This is a genomic window from Flavobacterium sp. GW821-FHT11G01 (genome assembly GCF_058808175.1).
Genome location: NZ_JBXARK010000001.1, coordinates 834,636 through 853,202 on the forward strand (window position 1 = coordinate 834,636; position 18,567 = coordinate 853,202).

Consider the following 18,567-nt stretch of genomic DNA (forward strand, 5'->3'; position numbering starts at 1 on the left):
TTTTTGTGTTAGCCATGGTGTATCTCTCTTTTTCTATATTTTTGGTCTAATGCTCCCTCTTTGGTGGGAGCTTGGCTTTCGCGGGTATCCAACCCAAATTTGTTGGCTTTTACAGACCAGTGCAAATATTCGTTTCGCAATGTTTTTAAATCTTGCTCGTTTATATAATCGAGATAAGATATCTGGCGTAATTCGTTTAAATAACTCTGAGAATCTGTCGATTTTTCTCTCACATATTTGTTCCTTAAGTCATTGCAGGCTACCATATAATCCAATAGGTGATAGTAAACTTGCAGCAAAAAGGGGTTTGTTATTTCGTGTTTATTTTTAATAATTACATCATCATATTTCACTCCAAATTGTGCAGAATAATAAAACATTTTCTTGAGCGGTATTTTGTCATAGATATTGCGCATCCCTTTTCTTATTCCTACAACGGTATAAAATGTTTCGGAATCATCGACACTCCCTTTTTTTACTTCATCGTCCAAATCTGAATCATGTGATATATCTGCCGTAATTTGATGTGGTTTGTACCAGCCGTCCTTAATTACAATATCCTTGAATTTTTGAATTTCCTGATCGGTACTATGTATCATTTGGTTGTAAAGCGATTCTCTTTTATAATATAAAACAGATTTTTCGTCGTCCATATCTTTGTAAGCACCGCCAATATCGCAATGCACACCGGGCAGGGTATATTCTAATCCATTTAGACCTGCACTGGTAATATCTATGAGATCAAAATTCTCGCGGTATTCATCATCTGCCGATAGTTGAAAAACAAAATGAGCTTTTTTTATGGCATCCAATTGTAAATCATTAACATCATTACCATGATAGACACCATAAGAAGCAACAGTATCATATAAGCCAACAAAATTAAATTTGATTTTTTCAGGATTAATATTGTTTTTTAGCAGGCAGGCCGCAAAATAACCGTGTTTGTCCAGAATAGGTTTGTACGTGATATTGATTCTAAAATCTTCCGTTTCCATGCCTTGGTAGCTGTCTGGCGCCATTATTATCATATTGTTTTTGTCATCTTTACTAAATACAATGGCAGGACTATTGGCAACATGCAAAAAATGACGGGCTGCTGCCGCACCACGGCTAAAACCAAAAACATTTATAATGAGCTTATCGATTTTTTTTCTGCTGTATTTATCCTGTGACAAAATTTTGCCAGCCTCTACACAAGCTTTGGTAACCTTGGCTTTTACACCACGATGCCCCATACCCATTGCTACATCAGGAAAGATATTATCACTTTCTTTGTTCTCTGTTCCTATTCCTTCTATATAAATTTTTTCCTGATTTTTAGTTTCTGTACTTATCGCATCATAACCACGTGCTACATTGGTAAAATCATTGGTGTAACTGTCATCTTTATGATTTGATTGTTTATAATCTTTGCCCTCTAGTGTATTGGTTTTATTGTTTTGGGTACCATCAAAGAAAACGTTCAGTGTAATGTCAATCGAGGTTTCTAATGAATCGACAGGGTGAGGAGCTTCATAATTATGATGTATAATTCCATTTTCCTCTCCATGCCAATTATTATGTGTAGCAGCAGCAAGATTGACATTACCATTTGTCGCGTGAATATCTATATTTCCTGTGGCGTTCTTTGTGAGTTTTCCGCCAATAATTCTTGTAATACTCATGTTTAGTAGTTTCTTGAATTTTCACCACTATGGCTGTTTATATCTTTAGAACCTCTTAAGTTTATACTTTTTTCGGTACTATTTAAAAGAACTTCGTGAGCCATTTCTTTAATGTCTTTACTCTCCGTTTCTTTGTTTCCTTTTATCCATTCGAACATATTGCTTGTAACGTTTAGTATAAAGTTAATTCCGATAGTAAGATACTTTGAGCCTGCAATAGTTTCAGTATAATCTCCGCCAACAGTATTTGTTTTATTAAGACCTACGGTTGTGGTCATATTTTGACCCGCATTTATATTTATATTTTCGCCTGCATTAAAAGTCATGTTTTTTGGAGCATCGCAAGTCGTATTTCCATCTCCGTCCATAAAATATTTGTTGCCGCTTGGATCTTCAATTAAAACACTTCCTTCTGAATCATTCATAATGATTTTTATTCCGGAACGTGTGCGTATTGCTTTAATGTCATTTTTTGAAGTATTATAACCTGATGATTCCTGTCCATTATAATGCGCCCCCATAACATAAGGACACTGTGCATTGCCGCCTTCAAAACCAACCAATACTTCCTCATCAATTTCCGGAATAAAATAAAAACCTTTTCCGGCTCCGGTATGTGGCTGAATCATTCTGATCCATTGGCTTGATTTGCTTCCAGATGCCCAGTAGAATTCTACTCGTACTCGTCCGAGTCCTTCAGGATCGTTGTTGACTTTTATTTTTGCAGGCTGGGTTTCTGCTTTGGCGAAAACTTTTGTATCGGTATAATGTGGTGCTGAAACATCGGCAGGAATGGCTTTGAATTCGCAGGAATAATTGCCGTGTACCTGGGAGTGGTGTGTGGCTTCTATGCAAATAAGCTGGTGTTCAACGGTTTGGTTTATAATCGTAAAAATCTGACCCAGTCTCAAAGGAAAATAGGAGATTCCGCTGTAGTACACACTGTTGGCATCGCTTCCTGCGGTTTGCAGGGTTACCATTTCGTCAATTTCGTCTTTGTTCTGCGCATTGTTGGTATAGGCACCAACACTCAGTTCAGGCTGGGTGACAGTTCCCTGATTAAATCCCACATTTGATGCAAAACTGTCTTTGCTTCCTGATGTTGTTCTATTTGAAGAATTTCTAATGCAGTCTGCCTTGTTATAATCGTAACCTGCCAGCGAAATTTTATGCGCGGTCATGTTAACCTGAATCTTAAAACTGTGCAGAGAAGCGCCGTTGATGAGTTTTATTTTTGAAGTTTTGGTCTGTCCGAACTGCATGCGCATTCCGTCAAAATAAAACCACTGTCCGTAACGCTGGGCCAGTCTTTTCAGAAATTCAAAACTGGTTTCGTTGTACTGCGCTATATAATTGAATTCTTTCATATAGGTCGATCTTATGGCATCTCTCTGATAAAATTCCGTTGGACCTTCTGATAAAATATCCAGAACAATATCATCCATTCCTCTTTCCAGGTATGTTCTGGATTTCGGCATGTCATCCAGTACAATACTGTGGCTTATTCCGCTTATATGCAAACCAACAGCACTCCCGTTTTGATCTACGGAAGTTAATTCGGTTATAATGCCTTTGCTCATCAACCTGATTCCGGTTAAGCTTTTGAAGGTGAAAATGACTTCATTGCCATTATATTTCATCATCGCTTTGGCCTGATCTTCGGGTTTTATAACTGCCTTGCTAGTATATTGCCAGACAAATGAAAAATGATGATGGTCTGCCATTTTCTGCGACAGCTTTAAGTCATAATAAATAATGTTTTGGGTAAAACCTCCGATAGTAATGTGGACCTGGTCTGAAAAATGTGCCATAATTTTAACGTATTTGTTAATGAAAGTCGATATAGCAACTTTGACGTAATACGGGTTGCTAATTTGATATAGCAGTGAAATTATGACAGTGATTTTTAATGAGCAGTCTTTATAAATTTTAAAAACAATAGAATAAGATTTCTTTTAGTTTTTGATACAAAAAAGGTTCTTTTGAAACCAAGTCCCCTAGCCCCGATAGAGGCGGTATCCTTTTTTGAGGCTTTTTAGCCGATAAAAAGATATAGCCGAAAGCGGGAATCAGCTCCAAAAAAAAAAACGAGACCCTCTAAGAAAATCTCGTTTTTTATGATTTTTAATCCTCAATAATACTCAAAATCGTCTTAGGGATTTCGGCGAAAGCCTCAAAAGAGTAGGGTTTTATGAGATAGCCTTTTACGCCCAGTACATCGCATTTTTGTTTGTACGAAGGATTTATGCTGGTGGAGTAGACAAAGCAGGGAATGTTTTTAAGTTCGTTATGGTTTAAAATTTCCTGCAGCGCTTCAATGCCGTTGAGTATGGGCATGTTAATATCGGTCAGAATCACATCGGGACTTTCGTTTGTCGTGTTTTTTAGGAAATTTAAAAGTTCTTCGCCATTTGCCACGAGGCTTACTTTGCTAAAGTTGGGGTTATTTGTAAAGGTTTCGCAGATTACATCTGCATCGTCATTATCATCTTCGGCAATTATGATATGTAAGTTCTTTTGTGGCATTTTATACGATTGGAAAGTAAATATTAAATGTTGTCCCTTCGTTCAGTGTACTTTCGACAGTAATGTTTCCGGAGTGGTTTTCCATAATCTTTTTACAAATTGCGAGGCCAATACCGTTTCCGGAATATTCGTTTCTGGCATGCAGGCGCTGAAAAATCGTAAAAATCTTAAGAAGATGGCTGGACTCCATTCCAATACCGTTGTCTTTGATCTGAATTTTTACAAATTTACTATTTTGATTTGGCATTTCAACGTCTAAATTTTCATCCTGATAAATTTGAATAACAGGAGGCCTGTCTGCCTTGCAATATTTAATGGCATTTGAAATTAAATTGGCGAAAAGCTGGCGCATTTGCACGCGTGAAGCTTTAATGACTGGTAATTTTCCAGTTTTTATTTCAGCGTTTTTATCGGTGATAATTACTTCCAGATCCTCAATTACTTCTGATATGACAGAAGCCAAATTGATTTCTGTACGTTCTTCCTGTGCGGTATGTGACGAATATTTAACCAAATCATCAACCAGGGAATTCAGTCGCAAAACAGATAATTTTATGATATCCATCGATCGGGCATCAATTCCGGTTAAGTAAGATCCGTCAATTTTTCCGTTATGCATTACGATTTTACGCAACGGTTCTTTTAAATCGTGCGATATAACGTGAATGAATTCTTCGAGATTGCTGTTGATTCTGTTGAGCTCGTTGATTTTTTTCTCCAGTTCCTGCTGATGTTTCAATAAGGCTTCTTCGTGCTTTTTCTTTTCGGTCAGATCAATGACTATAATTCCGATAGCATCAACAGAAGGTTCAAGATCTGTCAGTGATATATAAGCCGGAAAAGTAGCAGGGAGTCCCTGAGTCTTAAAAAGTATTTCATGCGTGGTAAGACCGTATTTTAAGGCTTCGATAAGCGTTACAAATTGCGATGCATTATCGAAATATTCATGTATATAATTCCCAATGATTTGTTCTGAGGGACTATTGACCAGTTTTGCAAAATAATCATTGCAATATAAGATTAGTCCATTTTTGGCAATACTCAAGGCGCCCTGCCTAAATTTCTCAATCAGCAATCGATAGGTATAATCGGCTGTTTCAAGAGAATAAAGCTGCGGTTTCCCGTTGTTGTTGACTACCAATGCATCAACATCGCCTTCTTTTATCGCATCAATAATGCTGTTTGATTCATAAAGTTTTTCCTTTAAAAAATCTATTTCTGCTAATAATAAGGTTATATTTTTATCGTCTACTATCAAATTCTATTCACTTAAATTAAGTACTCTCAACACTTTTTCCTTGTCTGATAAATCCCCGAGAATGATTCTCCTTGGAGCGGGATGTATTTTAATTAAGGTTGGTATCGCTACAATTTGATGTACGACGGCCAACTCGGTGTCACGGCTGATGTCTACGATTTCTAATTCGTAGTTTTCGGGAAGATATTTGTCGCATATCCGGCGTAAATTTTCTATAGCATGTCCTGATTTAACAGACATACCTGAAACAAAAAGCATGAACTTATGTTTGGTTGTACTTGTTCCATCAGATGAATTATCCATTTTTTACGAGTTTAAGGGTTTAATATTAAGCCCTACAAGTACTCTTTCCTCATTAGAAAGATCGCCAATAATCTTGCGAATAGGTTCTGGAAATTTTCTGACTAATGTGGGTACAGCCAAGATTTGATCACCTTCGGCCAATTGGGGATTCTTCAGCAAATCGATAATTTCGATGCTGTATTTCCCTGCCAGATGTTCTTCGGCATATTTTTTTATATTTTCAAGCGCCTTTATAGATTTTGGCGTTTGACCTGCTATATAAAGCAGCAACTGCCATTCGGCTACAACTTCTTTTTTCATTTTAATTCTATTTTTTCTTAGGAGCCAGCTTTTCCTGCAATTCTTCTGTGGCTTTCAGAATACTTAATTCTTCTTCTGCCGACTCGAATTCATTTTTAAGGGCTTCAATATTGGCTTCAAGAACTTTGCGTTTACGCTCAATTTCTCTGTCTTTTCTGTTGATTTCATTCTGAAGCTTAATATCTGACATGGTTTTTTTGAATTTATGCGATTGTCTTGCAGCACCGGTGAGGATTCCCTGCGGACCTAATTCTACATCCAGCAACTCAATTCCGTGGCTGGTAATTACAAATTCCCTTACCTGATTAGAATGGCCCATTCCTCTCGCTTTGATAATAAATATCCCGCGGTTTCTTTCTCCAATTCCTTCCATATCGCGAACCGTAACCCAGGTATCGACTAATGAAGATACGGATTCTTCGGCAAGATCTGGCCTGAAATTGTCGGTTTGTTTATTTAAAGACGTAAAAAGCGCCGTAATATTATGAGCTTTCAGCATGTCAATTAGCCTTACCAACATCGAACGCACTTCATGTTCGCTTCCTACTGTGATTAAGTTACTTATTGGATCAATAATAATAGTTGTAGGCGCAAATTCTTTAATTAATTTTCTAAGCGTAAGCAAATGCAGCTCTAATCCGTTTAGAGAAGGACGCGAAGAATGAATTTGTAATGTTCCTTTTTTAATATGTTTTTGAAGGTCAATACCAATCGATTTCATATTTCGAACCAATTGTTGCGGGGATTCTTCAAACGCAAAATAGATGGTTTTTTCGTTCTTTTCGCATTGCTCATTGGCAAAATAACAGGCTACGGTCGTTTTTGCTGTTCCCGCTGTTCCTGAAATTAAAATATTACTGCCACGATAGAAACCTCCTCTGTCAAACATTTCGTCTAAGCCCGGAACTCCGGTTGAAATGATATCAGAACTAACTTCGTTATCCAGTTTTAAAGATGTAATAGGAAGTACCGAAATACCTTCTTCATCAATTAGAAAAGGATATTCGTTGGTACCATGTGTAGAACCTCTGTATTTGACGATTCGGAGTCTTCTGGTCGAAACCTGTTCGATTACACGATGATCCAAAACGATAACACAGTCTGAAACATATTCTTCCAATCCCTGACGGGTAAGTGTTGCTTCACCGCGTTCTCCGGTAATAAGTGCTGTTACACCTTTGGCTTTAAGCCAATGAAATAAGCGTCGGAGTTCGGCTCTTAGAATCGCCTGATTATCCAGACCTGCAAATAAAGATTCTATAGTATCCAGAACTACTCGTGTTGCTTTTACAGAATCTATAGCATAACCTAATCTGATGAACAAACCATCAAGATCGTATTCGCCGGCTTCTTCAATTTCTGATCTTTCTACACGAACGTGATCGACAACGAGTTTTTTTTCTGCTTTAAGCTTTTCAATGTCAAAACCTAATGACTTGACATTTAAAGTAAGATCGTCCGAAGGCTCTTCAAAAGACATGAAGACCCCGGTTTCGTTATGTTCCGTAATTCCTCTAATTAGGAATTGCATTGACATTAATGTTTTTCCACAGCCGGCACCGCCGCAGATTAGTGTTGGTCGCCCTTTTGGGAAACCTCCATTCGTAATCTCGTCCAGTCCGTCTACTCCGGTTGGAGTTTTGGGAAATATAAAACTATGTGAGTTTGATTTTTCTTGCACTTTATTTAAATATACTGTTTACTCAAATATACGTTTTCTTACATTATTAACAATTAATATTTATTAAAGATTTAACAGCTGTTTAAAGAAAATGAGAATAATTACGGGAAATAGAGGGTTTTGATTGCTTTATAATACGGAATGAGGTTAAATTTATGAGATTACTAACGATGTTTGAGATGGGAAATATATAAGATCCATGTGGAAATATGTAACGTTATGAATTTATTTAATTTTCGTGTTGGATTTGAGAAGCGAGAAGCAAGAAGCAAGATGAAAGAGGCAAGATCATAGAAAATAGAAGAAAATGTCAAATGTAATTTTGATTCATAACGGGTATAAGAAATAATCTAATAAAGAAACTGAGAACGAACCTGAAACTTGAAACCTGAAACCTGAAATAAAATAAACAACAACCAAAAAACGAGACCATTTCTCCTAAAAGAAACAATCTCGTTTTCATCAACTTAAAATAGAAAAAAATTATCCGTGTGCTGCGACAGAAACATCAGCCCATTCTTCCCAGGTGGCTAGTTTTTGTTCGTAGGTTTGTTTAGCAAATGGTAAAGCTACTTTTCCTAAAAATAGGCGTAGAGGAGGGTTTTCAGCTTCTACCAATTTAATAATGGCCGGAACTGTAGCGCTTGTTTTTCCGAAAGTATCAGGATCATGTCCTTCTGCAATTGCTTTTTTGATTCCGTCATAAGCTTCGATGCTTTCACTAATGATTCCGTTACCCCAAATATCAGTAACATAACCGTTTGGTTCAACCAAAGTAACATTGATTCCGAATTGTTTTACTTCTGAAGCCAAAGTTTCAGTAAGACCTTCAACAGCAAATTTAGAAGCATTATATAAACCAATAATTGGTAAAGTTGCGATTCCTAAAATAGAAGAAACTTGTATAATATGACCGCTTTGTTGTTTTCTCATAATAGGCAATACCGCTTGAGTTAACCAAAGTGTACCAAAGAAATTGGTTTCGAATTGTGCTCTTGCTTCGCTTTCGCTGGCTTCTTCAACCGCACCGTTCAAAGCATAACCCGCATTGTTGATCAGGATATCTATTGCCCCGAAATGTTGTTGAACTTTTTCTACTACAGCAAACGATTCTGCGCGGTTGTTTACGTCTAGTTTAAGAGGCAAAATAGCGTCTCCGTATTGTGCTTTTAAGTCGGCTAGGGTATCGATATTTCTGGCTGTTGCAGCTACCTTGTATCCTTTTGCTAAAAATGCTTCTGTCCAGGCTCTTCCGAATCCTTTTGACGCTCCTGAAATTAAGATTGTTTTCATAATTGTTAATTGTAAATGGTGAATTATTGATTGTTTAACTGTGTATTTGTTTAATCGTGTAACTGTTTATATGCCTCCTTGTTAACTATTTATCTTAGTACCTTAGAGCCTCAGAACCTTTGAAAAGTGACCGATAGGTCATTTTTTAAACAAAAAAAAATTAGAGGCTGTTTTCCTCTATAGTATTTTTGAGGGTTTTGACTATGATTTGCATCTTTTCGTTATTGCCTGACATTCTTGATATTAAATGACCGCCTTCCATCATGGCAAAAATTACGGTTCCGAAATCTCCGGCATTCCAGTCTGGTTTAAATTCTCCGTTGGCAATACCTTTTTTGATGCTGTTTTCTAATAATTGCTGATTGAACTTTATACCCTGGTTTATTTTTTCTTTCACAATAGGGTTGGTGTCATCTGCTTCTGTTCCGAAATTCAATAATGGACAACCACCGGTAAGTGGTGGATTTACCGCATTACTGAAGAAATCGATATAAGTAAATAACTCTTCTTTAGCCGTTTTGCTTTTACTGATTCTGGCCATTAATTTATCGCCCAATACTTTCATATTATGATCTACAGCAGCGCAGGCCAAGACTTCTTTGTTTTCAAAATGAACGTACATGCTTCCTTTAGACAATTTGGTTGCTTCCATAATATCACTCATAGATGTTGCTGCGATCCCTTTTGTATTAAAAATAGGTGCTGCTTTATCGATGATGAATTGTCTGGTTTCTTCTCCCTTTGCCATGATAGCTTTCATTTTTACAGTACAAATATATGACCGATTGGTCATGTATGCAAATTTTTTATGATTTATTTGTGAAATGGCACACGGATGACGCGGATTTAGGCGGGTTCCACGGATTTTTTTGCCACAGATTTTATAGATTAAGGAATTATTCTGTGCGTATAGATTTATTTCACGCAGATTTCCCAGATTTAGGCAGATTTTTTTAGCCACAGACACTATATGGATTTAAAGGATTAATTTCTTTGCGTTTAATTTTTTTTTACGCAGATTCCGCAGATTAATCATTATAATCTTTTAAATCTGTGGCAAAAAATTTAATGATCTGAAAGTATAATATTGTTTTTTGGCTTTTTTGATTTGTTCATTACCAGCAATAATAGAGGCAAAGTAATAGCAAAAAATAAACCGACCAGAAAGAAAGCATCTCTGTAACTTAATAAAGAAGATTGTTTGGTTACGATGTTTTCCATTAGTTTTAAGGCTTTTGCTCTCGCTTCATTATACGCAAAACCTCTGTGTTGAAAATAATTAATGTAGGCGTTTATCCTTTCCATTGCTTTTACATTATCCAGGGTAACATTTGAAATTAAAACATTTCGGTGGGCTGCGAAACGATGCGCGATATACGTATTGATAATTGACACACCAAAAGAACCGCCTAATTGTCGCATCATATTATTGAGTGCCGCGCCTTGTCCGACATCTTTATCATCTAAAGAAGAAACAGCCAACATCGTTAGCGGAACGGTTAATAAAGCCAATCCCAATGCCCGGAAAATAAGCGCCGTGGCAACTTCAAAAGCGCTGGTGTCTAATGATATTTCGGACATTCTCCAATTAAAATAAATAAACAAAAGAAAACCTGTTGCAATAATAATAACCGGAGAAACGCCTTTTTGTAATAAAGTGCCACAGAGTTTTAAGGCAACAAGAGCAAACAAAGCACCCGGAAGCAAAAGCAAACCCGTTTGATAAGGCGAAAAACTCAAAAGACGCTGCGCCACAACGGGACTAATGTAAATCGAAATAAACATTCCGAAACCAGTAACGAATGTTAGAATTGCCGCTATACTTAATGATTTGCTTTTCAGTACACGCAGATTCACGACGGGCTTATCGATTTTTAATTCCCAATAAATAAAAGCGAGTAAAGTGACTGTTGCAATCGCAGTTAAAACCACAATATAACGGGTTTCGAACCAATCTTCAACTTCGCCTCTTTCCAGAACGGTTTGCAATGCGCCAACACCAATAGCTAATAAGGCAATTCCTGTCCAGTCGACTTTTGTGATTTCGGGTTTTACAGGCGGTTCTTTCAGCAGAAAATAACAGGAAATCGCAACTAAAATTCCAATCGGAATATTAATGAGGAAGATCCACGGCCAGTCGTAATTTTCGGTTATATACCCACCAAGCGTTGGCCCGATAGTAGGTCCGATGAAAATTCCGGCTCCAAATAAAGCACCCGCAGTTGATTGTTTGTCTTTCGGAAAAAGTTCAAAAACGACTACCTGAGAAATAGACAATAAAGCACCGCCACCAATTCCCTGAAGAAATCTGAAAAATACGAGCATCCATATATTAGACGAATGTCCGCACATGAAGGAACAAAATGTAAAGAGAATAATCGATCCGATATAATAATTACGACGTCCAAGATTGGCGCTCAAAAAACTCGTAATCGGAATAATAATCACATTGGCAATGGCATAAGCGGTAATAACCCAAGAAGTATCTTCGAGAGTCGCGCCCAGATTTCCGCTCATATGCGAAAGCGCCACATTGACAATAGAAATATCAATAAGTTCCATAATCGCGGCAAGGATTACGGTAAAGATGAGTAATTTTCGTTGTAGAGATGTCATAATACTATTTTATACCAATCGGTATATTTTAAATTAAAAAAAGAGAGCATTATTTTCTAAGTAACAATTTTCAAAACCTGAAACTTGTATTTTAAAGTTCTTGTTTCACAACATTCGTTTTAAATAGATTAGAGTAGGCGGTTGCGATTAGTCTCGTTTGAGCTTCGTTCCAAATTTCGCATTGTGCATTTACAAATTGTCTTCCTTTTTTAATGATTGATGTTCTTGCGATAATAATATCACCAATACGAGCCGGAGCAAAATAATCGACATTGAGATTGATGGTTGTATAAAAATTTTCTTCGTTTAGAGAAAACATCGTTGCACCAATACAATCATCGGCAATGGCTGCAATAACTCCACCATGAAGTGATTTAGTCGGATTTGACATTTCTTCTCTTACTACATATTGAAAAGTAACGCTGCCATCTTCTGCTGCTAATACTATTGGTCGCATCCAAAGCATAAATGGCGATGGAGATGCGGTAAATTCTCTGTCAATGTGATTTTGAAGTACTTGTAGTCTTGTCATTTTATTTGAGTTATGAGTTATGAGTTATGAGTTATGAGTTTTGAGTTTTGAGTTATGAGTTATGAGTTATGAGTTTTGAGTTTTGAGTTTTGAGTTTTGAGTTTTGAGTTTTGAGTTTTGAGTTTTGAGTTTTGAGTTTTGAGTTTTGTCTGGCAATTTTTCAATTCATAATTCATAACTCAAAATCCACAATTATTTTATACTGATCGGTATATTTTATTTGATAAAAAAAAGCAATATCCTTTATTATTGCTTTACTCTAGTTCTTCTATGACTTTCCGAACAGAGTGCATGATATTTGATAAATCGTTTAGACGACCAGTTAGTTTGCTGATCATAACGCCGCCTTCAATCAACGCTAAAATGGTTAACGCAGTTCTTTCTGTATCAATGGATTTGGCTTTGAATTCTCCGGCTAAAATTCCCTGGTCGATGAAATACATTATTTTTTCTTTCCAATAAATAAGGGTTCTTTCGGCATACTTTCTTAAAACCGGATGGGTGTCATCAGACTCTGTTGCTGTGTTTAGAATAGGACAACCACCTTTTGTAACTTTCATATTCGTATATTCCGAATAGAGTTGGGGATACACTAATAATTTGCCTTTAAAAGTAGTTTGCTTGTCAATTTCTCTGGAAAAAATATCCTGAAGCTTCTTTACATTATACTTAAATGCGGCAATGGCGACTTCATCTTTATTTTCAAAATTCCCATAAATGCTTCCTTTGGTGAGTCCGGTAATATCTGTAATATCACTCATAGAAGTACCGCTATAACCTTTCATATTAAAGATAGGAGCAGTTTGTTCTATGATAAACTGTTTGGTTCTTTCTGCCTTACTCATGATTTCATATGATTTAAGATTACAAATATATACCAATCGGTATAATTATTTGTGATTTTTGCTGATTATTTTGAAAACAGAATCATAAAGTAAAGATAGATTAAAAATAAAAACTCCCATTCATGGCGGCGAACGGGAGTTTTTGGCATTATAAATTATTGGGCAGTAAAGGTCAGATAATCAAAATTCATGTTTCCATTCGATACAATATGCAAGCGTAAAACCTGCTTTCCTTTTTTAAGTTTTATTGTTCCGATGGATGCTGAACTATTCCAATGATGCCATTGTCTCCAATCAATTGGATCTTTGTCATCATGAGTCGAAGCAATTTTCATTTTTCCTGTGGCTTCTTTTCCGTTCACATCAATAGCAATTTCGCCATCGCCATTTGCGGTATAAAGCAAACCAATTTTATAAGTTCCGGATTTCGTTACTTCAACAGTATAATTAATCCATTCTGATGGTACAGTCCAGCCGATATAAAGGTTTCCAATGCTTCTTGGTACTTTGTTGTACGGATTATTATCAATATCATCTGCTTTTGAATACGAAATATCAACACCTTCGTTTATTCTGAATTCATTAAGCGGATTTCCGTTTACGGGATTTAATTTCCCGCTTCCATTATTTACAGCATCAGTATCGTGATAGGCAATGCCTTCGCCTCCCTGATCGTACCATTCGCATTCTATTTTTCCCGGAATTTGCTGCGGTTTGAATGCTTTTGAAGTTTGTGCCATACAAGAATAGCTTATCAAAATAATAACAGAAAGTGTTATAAGCGCTTTCATATTATTGAACTTCCAAAGTTGCAATAGAATGTGCCGCACTGGTAATTTTAGTCGCATTTCCTTTTATCCAAAGAAAATATTCAACAGCAGTTTCACCTGAATTCATCACCACAACTTCCAGTTTATTGTTTTCATTGACAAAAGCAGTCGATAAAAGTTTATTACTGCTTGAAGAACATGCAATACGTTTTGCTCCGGGACGAATGAATTTAGAGAAATGTCCCAAATAATAATATCCGTTGGTATAAATTAAATTTCCAGTTTTAAGATCGGCGTGAATAGGAGCCATGCAAAAGTTCTGAACGTGATTTGGACCACCTTTTTCGTCTAATAAAACATTCCAGTCTGTCCAGGCTACCGTTCCGATATTAAAATCGTTGATCATCGACATTCCGTATTTTTCACCGTAACTCCAGTCTGTTAGTAATTTTTGATCAAAATCAGCCGCACAGCCTTCTGTTAGAATTAAAGATTTATCAGGAAATGCTTCTGCGACACGGCGCTCGGCTTCGAAATTCATTCCGTTTTTCATCCAGTCTTCGTACCAGTGATAGCCAACACCCCAAACATATTTTGCTGCGTCCTTATCTTCCAAAACAGTACTCACACGTTGATACATTAAATCACGGTTGTGATCCCACATAATTAGTTTCTTTTTAGAAAGCCCTGCTTTTTGCATGGTTGGTCCTAAAAAGTTTTTGATAAAATCACGTTCTTCTTCTGCCGTAAAAATGCAGGATTCCCAGCGTTGTACTGCCATTGGTTCGTTCTGAACGGTATATCCCCAAATCGGAATACCTTCTTTTTCATATTCGTTTATAAACTTCACAAAAAAGTTAGCCCAGCTTTGGTGATATTCCGGTTTTAAAGTTCCGCCCTGCAAAACATTATTGTTGGTTTTCATCCACGCTGGCGGACTCCATGGCGAAGCATACAAAGTGATTTTGCCTCCGGCCTTGGCGATAACTTCCTTTATAAACGGAATTCTGTATTTTCTGTCATGACTAATATCAAAGGTTTTTAAGTCTTTATCGCCTTCCTGAATATAACTGTAAATATCGCTGGAGAAATCGCAGCTTTGCATGTTTGTACGTGCCAGGGTATATCCGATTCCTTTTTCCTTATCGTAATAAGCTGTCAGTATTTCCTGCTGTTTGTCTTTTGGAAGCTGGTAGAAAACTTCCGCGGAAGCGTCTGTCAATGCACCGCCAATTCCCAACAGCGTCTGAAAAGTCATAGACGGATCTACAAAAACAGAAACTTCTTTTTCTGTTGGTTGTGGTTTTGCAGTAAACGAAAGTGTTTCCGTTTTGGTTAGTTTCTTATCTGTATTTTTTACGGTTTCATAAACGGTTACCGTTTTGAAATCATAAGTTTTGGATGCTTTTTTCTGTGCGAATCCGCCGGCTGATAAAAGTCCGGATAACATGATGGTCAGGCATGTTTTGTTATGGAATGTATTCATAAATGTGGTTTTTTGGTTAGTAGTTTATTTTAAAATCTGATCAATATGCTGTAGTTCATATTCAGAAAAAGTACTGTTTTGAAGGCAGCCAACAGAATCAATTACTTGTTCAGGTTTGCTTGCGCCGATGATTACAGATGAAATTCGTTTGTCTTTCAAAACCCATGACAAAGCCATTTGAGCTAAGGTCTGACCGCGTTCTTCGGCCATTTTATTAAGCTGACGGACTTTGGCAATATTTTCAGGTGTAATCGCATCTTTTTCTATGGCGCCGTTTCCACGATGAGCGTTTGCTCTTGAATTCTCCGGAATACCGTTTAAATATTTATTCGTCAAAAGTCCTTGTGCAAGCGGGGAGAAGGCAATTCCGCCAATTCCGTTTGTCTCTAAAACATCCAATAATCCATCTTCAACAGAACGTTCAAACATCGAATATTTTGGCTGATGAATGACACAAGGCGTTCCTAAATTTTTTAATATCGAATAAGCCTTTTCAGTTTCAGCCGGACTATAGCTGGAAACGCCCACATAAAGCGCTTTTCCCTGACGTACAATCAAATCTAATGCTGCCATGGTTTCTTCCATAGGCGTGTTAGGATCTGGTCTGTGGTGATAAAATATATCTACATACGGAATTCCCATACGTTTCAGACTTTGATCGAGACTCGCAATTAAATGTTTTTTGGATCCCCAATCGCCGTACGGGCCGTCCCACATTGGCCAGCCAGCTTTGGTAGAAATTAAAAGCTCGTCTCGATAAGATTTAAAGTCGTTTTTGAATAATTCACCAAAAGTAGTTTCTGCAGAACCTGCAGGAGGCCCGTAATTATTAGCAAGGTCAAAATGGGTAATGCCATTATCGAAAGCAGTGTGCAGAATTTCGCGTGCATTGGCAATATTATCAATTCCGCCAAAGTTGTGCCACAAGCCCAAAGAAAGAGCAGGTAACATTAGTCCGCTATTGCCACAACGGCGGTATTCCATTTTTTGGTAACGATTTTTGTTTGGTATGTAAGACATTTTAATTGTGAATTATGAATTGTGAATTGTGAATTATTTGGATTATTGCCTATAACTTATTGCTTATAGCTTAAGGCTTATAGCTTACGGCTTATTGCTTAAAGCGAAAAAAAAGCTTTCACGACGATTTCTAAATCGGTTGTGCCTCTAAATCCGCTAAAACCTATTGATAGTTTTGTTCCATCTTTTAAAGTTAAAGGTTGACCACCTTGCCAGCCAATGAGGTCCGGAGCTTCAATTCCGTTGGCATTTTCATCTACGATATTGTTGAAGACCATTTTTTCATATTCTCCGGTTTTAACTCCTGTTAACCAAACCTGACTTGCTTTTGTCCAGGCCACTTTGTACGATTGTCTTCGGCGTGGTTTATCATCGCCATACATACGTCCATAAACGGCGCCCTCTTCATCAATAATACAAATGGCAACATTACCATTTGAAATTCGTTTATCTTCTTCTATTTGAAGATATTCGGGAATTAAAGCTTCGATTGCTGATAAAGCCAGCGCAATTTTTGAATGAGGAGTATCTTCCATCTTAATTTTGTTGTTTATTTATTGTTTTTCGGCTTATAGCCTAAAGTCTAAAGCTTACAGTCAAAAAACAAAATTCATTTATTTAATTCATTCATTTCTTAAACTAGATCAAGAAATAATTATAAATAAAACCTCTTATATTTACTTCTTGATAAAACCACAATTGATAAACAAATAAGAAAATGTTTCAACAAATTCACGATTACCTTTCCAGATCTGCCCGTCTTTCCAGGGAAGAAGTGAAAATTTTTGAGCAACATCTTGAGCTTAGAAAAATTCCCAAGAAAACTATTTTATTGAGCGCCGGTGAAGTTTGTAATTTTGAAGCATACATCAACAAAGGCTGTATCAGGGAATATTTTGTTGATCGCGACGGAATCGAATTAACGCTTCAGTTCGCCATTGAAGATTGGTGGGTGAGTGATATTACGAGTTTTGAAGATCAGGTGCCGAGTGATATGTATATCGAAACTTTAGAGGATTGTGAGCTTTTGGTTTTGACCCGTCAGGCGAAAGAAAATCTGATTAGCGAAGTGCCCCAATTAGAAAGAATGTTTCGTTTGATGATTCAGAGACATTTATCAAAATTACAAAAACGATTGTTCAAAACGGTTTCTTCAACAGCCATGGAACAGTATGTAGAATTTATCACACGTTACCCAACAATATCCCAACGCGTTTCACAACAATACATCGCTTCTTATCTCGGAATTACACCAGAATTTTTAAGCAGATTGCGGGCAAAACATTTAAAGGGAGGGAAAGCGGCAGAATAAAAAAAACGTCAGTAAAAAAACGTTCAAAAAAAGCCTTAATAGCGTTACTTAAACTTGTTCTTTAACACTGACTAAGTGTCAGTATTAGTTTTGGTTAATTACTTTATTTATTGATAACCAGTATTTTATTTTAATATATATAAAGTTTTTGTTTTAGTATTATTTTACAAAAGATGCGTAGCAGTGATTGTAGTATTAATTTTTAATTTGAACTTTAAAACATTAAAATTTTGAGATTAACTTGATTTTTTAAGTTAAATTATACTATTAAATATAAAAAAGCCCGATTTTTTAATCGAGCTTTTTTATGAAATAAATTTCAAAATTAGTTGTTGCGCAAGGCATGTGATAATTGCTGTTTCGTCATATTAGATCTGCCTTTAATTCCAACTTTTTTGGCTTCCTGATAAGATCTTGTTTTGTTCTGTCTTCATAGTCACCCGCTTTACCACCTCTTTTTTCGGCTCCCTGACTATTGGCTATTCGTGCAGATTTTTGTTTACTGTAACCTTTATCGCGCAGTGCTTCGTATTGGTCCTTATCTTTAATTTGAGGACCCGGATCTTTTCCTGGCATAACGTTTCAATTTAAAGTTATAATTGTTTTTACTAAAGTTCTCACTAAGAATCAGATTTATCTTTTTTATCAAAATCTTCATCTGAATAATCTTTAAGTTCTTCATCTAACGCATCATCAAGATCTTTATCAAGTTCAGGTTCTATATCCTGTTTTACTTTTTTATTTCTCTTTTTCTTGCTGACAGAATGGATTAATTGTTCTTCCGGGTGAAAATTGCGATCGTCCAGACCGAAATCTTCGTTGATTTCTTGTGGCATAATCTAAAGGTTTTATGGAATATTAATTATTTATTCATTTGAACAGATTTTCTGGTCTCAATGTTTGACTTCTCATTACTTCTGGCTGAAGTTGACTTGATTTCAGTCTTTTTAGCAGATGT

At 36.5% G+C, this 18,567-nt stretch carries 18 protein-coding genes and 1 pseudogene; 1 reads left to right on the forward strand and 18 read right to left on the reverse strand.

The window, feature by feature from the left end:
- Positions 1 to 8 precede the first annotated feature (8 nt).
- The 16 genes from AC1RRN_RS03595 to AC1RRN_RS03670 all read right to left on the reverse strand — a co-directional run bounded on the left by AC1RRN_RS03595 (position 9) and on the right by AC1RRN_RS03670 (position 16,833).
- A complete protein-coding gene (locus AC1RRN_RS03595; protein WP_492965992.1) occupies positions 9 to 1,667 on the reverse strand; it encodes a phospholipase effector Tle1 domain-containing protein in 1,659 nt (552 codons plus the stop codon).
- Positions 1,668 to 1,669: 2 nt separating this feature from the next.
- On the reverse strand, positions 1,670 to 3,478 hold the full coding sequence (locus AC1RRN_RS03600; RefSeq protein ID WP_492965993.1) for a type VI secretion system Vgr family protein: 1,809 nt from the start codon (positions 3,476 to 3,478) through the stop codon (positions 1,670 to 1,672).
- Between the two features lie 313 nt (positions 3,479 to 3,791).
- Positions 3,792 to 4,193, reverse strand: coding sequence for a response regulator (locus tag AC1RRN_RS03605; protein ID WP_492965994.1), 402 nt, complete (start codon positions 4,191 to 4,193; stop codon positions 3,792 to 3,794).
- A gap of 1 nt (position 4,194) precedes the next feature.
- The gene (locus AC1RRN_RS03610) at positions 4,195 to 5,451 is read right to left on the reverse strand and encodes a sensor histidine kinase (protein ID WP_492965995.1); all 1,257 of its coding nucleotides are present in this window, start codon (positions 5,449 to 5,451) and stop codon (positions 4,195 to 4,197) included.
- Positions 5,452 to 5,454: 3 nt separating this feature from the next.
- Complete coding sequence (locus AC1RRN_RS03615) at positions 5,455 to 5,754, reverse strand: circadian clock KaiB family protein (protein ID WP_492965996.1); 300 nt, start codon at positions 5,752 to 5,754, stop codon at positions 5,455 to 5,457.
- A gap of 3 nt (positions 5,755 to 5,757) precedes the next feature.
- Positions 5,758 to 6,054: a circadian clock KaiB family protein gene (locus AC1RRN_RS03620; RefSeq protein WP_492965997.1), complete on the reverse strand. Its 297-nt coding sequence runs from the start codon at positions 6,052 to 6,054 to the stop codon at positions 5,758 to 5,760.
- Positions 6,055 to 6,061: 7 nt separating this feature from the next.
- Positions 6,062 to 7,735, reverse strand: coding sequence for a circadian clock protein KaiC (gene kaiC / locus AC1RRN_RS03625; RefSeq protein WP_492965998.1), 1,674 nt, complete (start codon positions 7,733 to 7,735; stop codon positions 6,062 to 6,064).
- Positions 7,736 to 8,218: 483 nt separating this feature from the next.
- On the reverse strand, positions 8,219 to 9,028 hold the full coding sequence (locus tag AC1RRN_RS03630) for an SDR family NAD(P)-dependent oxidoreductase (protein WP_492965999.1): 810 nt from the start codon (positions 9,026 to 9,028) through the stop codon (positions 8,219 to 8,221).
- Between the two features lie 160 nt (positions 9,029 to 9,188).
- Positions 9,189 to 9,821 (reverse strand): TetR/AcrR family transcriptional regulator, encoded by a 633-nt coding sequence (locus AC1RRN_RS03635; protein ID WP_492966000.1) that lies wholly within the window; start codon positions 9,819 to 9,821, stop codon positions 9,189 to 9,191.
- Between the two features lie 272 nt (positions 9,822 to 10,093).
- The gene (locus AC1RRN_RS03640) at positions 10,094 to 11,644 is read right to left on the reverse strand and encodes a DHA2 family efflux MFS transporter permease subunit (protein ID WP_492966001.1); all 1,551 of its coding nucleotides are present in this window, start codon (positions 11,642 to 11,644) and stop codon (positions 10,094 to 10,096) included.
- Between the two features lie 91 nt (positions 11,645 to 11,735).
- Positions 11,736 to 12,176: a PaaI family thioesterase gene (locus tag AC1RRN_RS03645; RefSeq protein ID WP_492966002.1), complete on the reverse strand. Its 441-nt coding sequence runs from the start codon at positions 12,174 to 12,176 to the stop codon at positions 11,736 to 11,738.
- 254 nt (positions 12,177 to 12,430) lie between these two features.
- On the reverse strand, positions 12,431 to 13,021 hold the full coding sequence (locus tag AC1RRN_RS03650) for a TetR/AcrR family transcriptional regulator (protein ID WP_492966003.1): 591 nt from the start codon (positions 13,019 to 13,021) through the stop codon (positions 12,431 to 12,433).
- 155 nt (positions 13,022 to 13,176) lie between these two features.
- A complete protein-coding gene (locus tag AC1RRN_RS03655; protein WP_492966004.1) occupies positions 13,177 to 13,812 on the reverse strand; it encodes a hypothetical protein in 636 nt (211 codons plus the stop codon).
- A gap of 1 nt (position 13,813) precedes the next feature.
- Positions 13,814 to 15,277: a glycoside hydrolase family 30 protein gene (locus tag AC1RRN_RS03660; protein WP_492966005.1), complete on the reverse strand. Its 1,464-nt coding sequence runs from the start codon at positions 15,275 to 15,277 to the stop codon at positions 13,814 to 13,816.
- A gap of 24 nt (positions 15,278 to 15,301) precedes the next feature.
- Positions 15,302 to 16,297 carry an L-glyceraldehyde 3-phosphate reductase gene (mgrA, locus tag AC1RRN_RS03665; protein ID WP_492966006.1) on the reverse strand — a complete coding sequence of 332 codons (996 nt, stop codon included), beginning with the start codon at positions 16,295 to 16,297 and terminating at the stop codon, positions 15,302 to 15,304.
- Positions 16,298 to 16,395: 98 nt separating this feature from the next.
- Positions 16,396 to 16,833, reverse strand: coding sequence for a GlcG/HbpS family heme-binding protein (locus AC1RRN_RS03670; RefSeq protein WP_492966007.1), 438 nt, complete (start codon positions 16,831 to 16,833; stop codon positions 16,396 to 16,398).
- Between the two features lie 182 nt (positions 16,834 to 17,015).
- On the opposite strand from AC1RRN_RS03670, the gene AC1RRN_RS03675 reads away from it, so the two are divergent.
- Positions 17,016 to 17,609: a Crp/Fnr family transcriptional regulator gene (locus AC1RRN_RS03675; protein ID WP_492966008.1), complete on the forward strand. Its 594-nt coding sequence runs from the start codon at positions 17,016 to 17,018 to the stop codon at positions 17,607 to 17,609.
- 325 nt (positions 17,610 to 17,934) lie between these two features.
- On the opposite strand, the pseudogene AC1RRN_RS03680 reads toward AC1RRN_RS03675, so the two are convergent.
- A pseudogene (locus AC1RRN_RS03680) lies at positions 17,935 to 18,185 on the reverse strand (DUF7218 family protein).
- A gap of 44 nt (positions 18,186 to 18,229) precedes the next feature.
- Positions 18,230 to 18,445: a hypothetical protein gene (locus tag AC1RRN_RS03685; protein WP_492966009.1), complete on the reverse strand. Its 216-nt coding sequence runs from the start codon at positions 18,443 to 18,445 to the stop codon at positions 18,230 to 18,232.
- Positions 18,446 to 18,567: the final 122 nt, after the last annotated feature.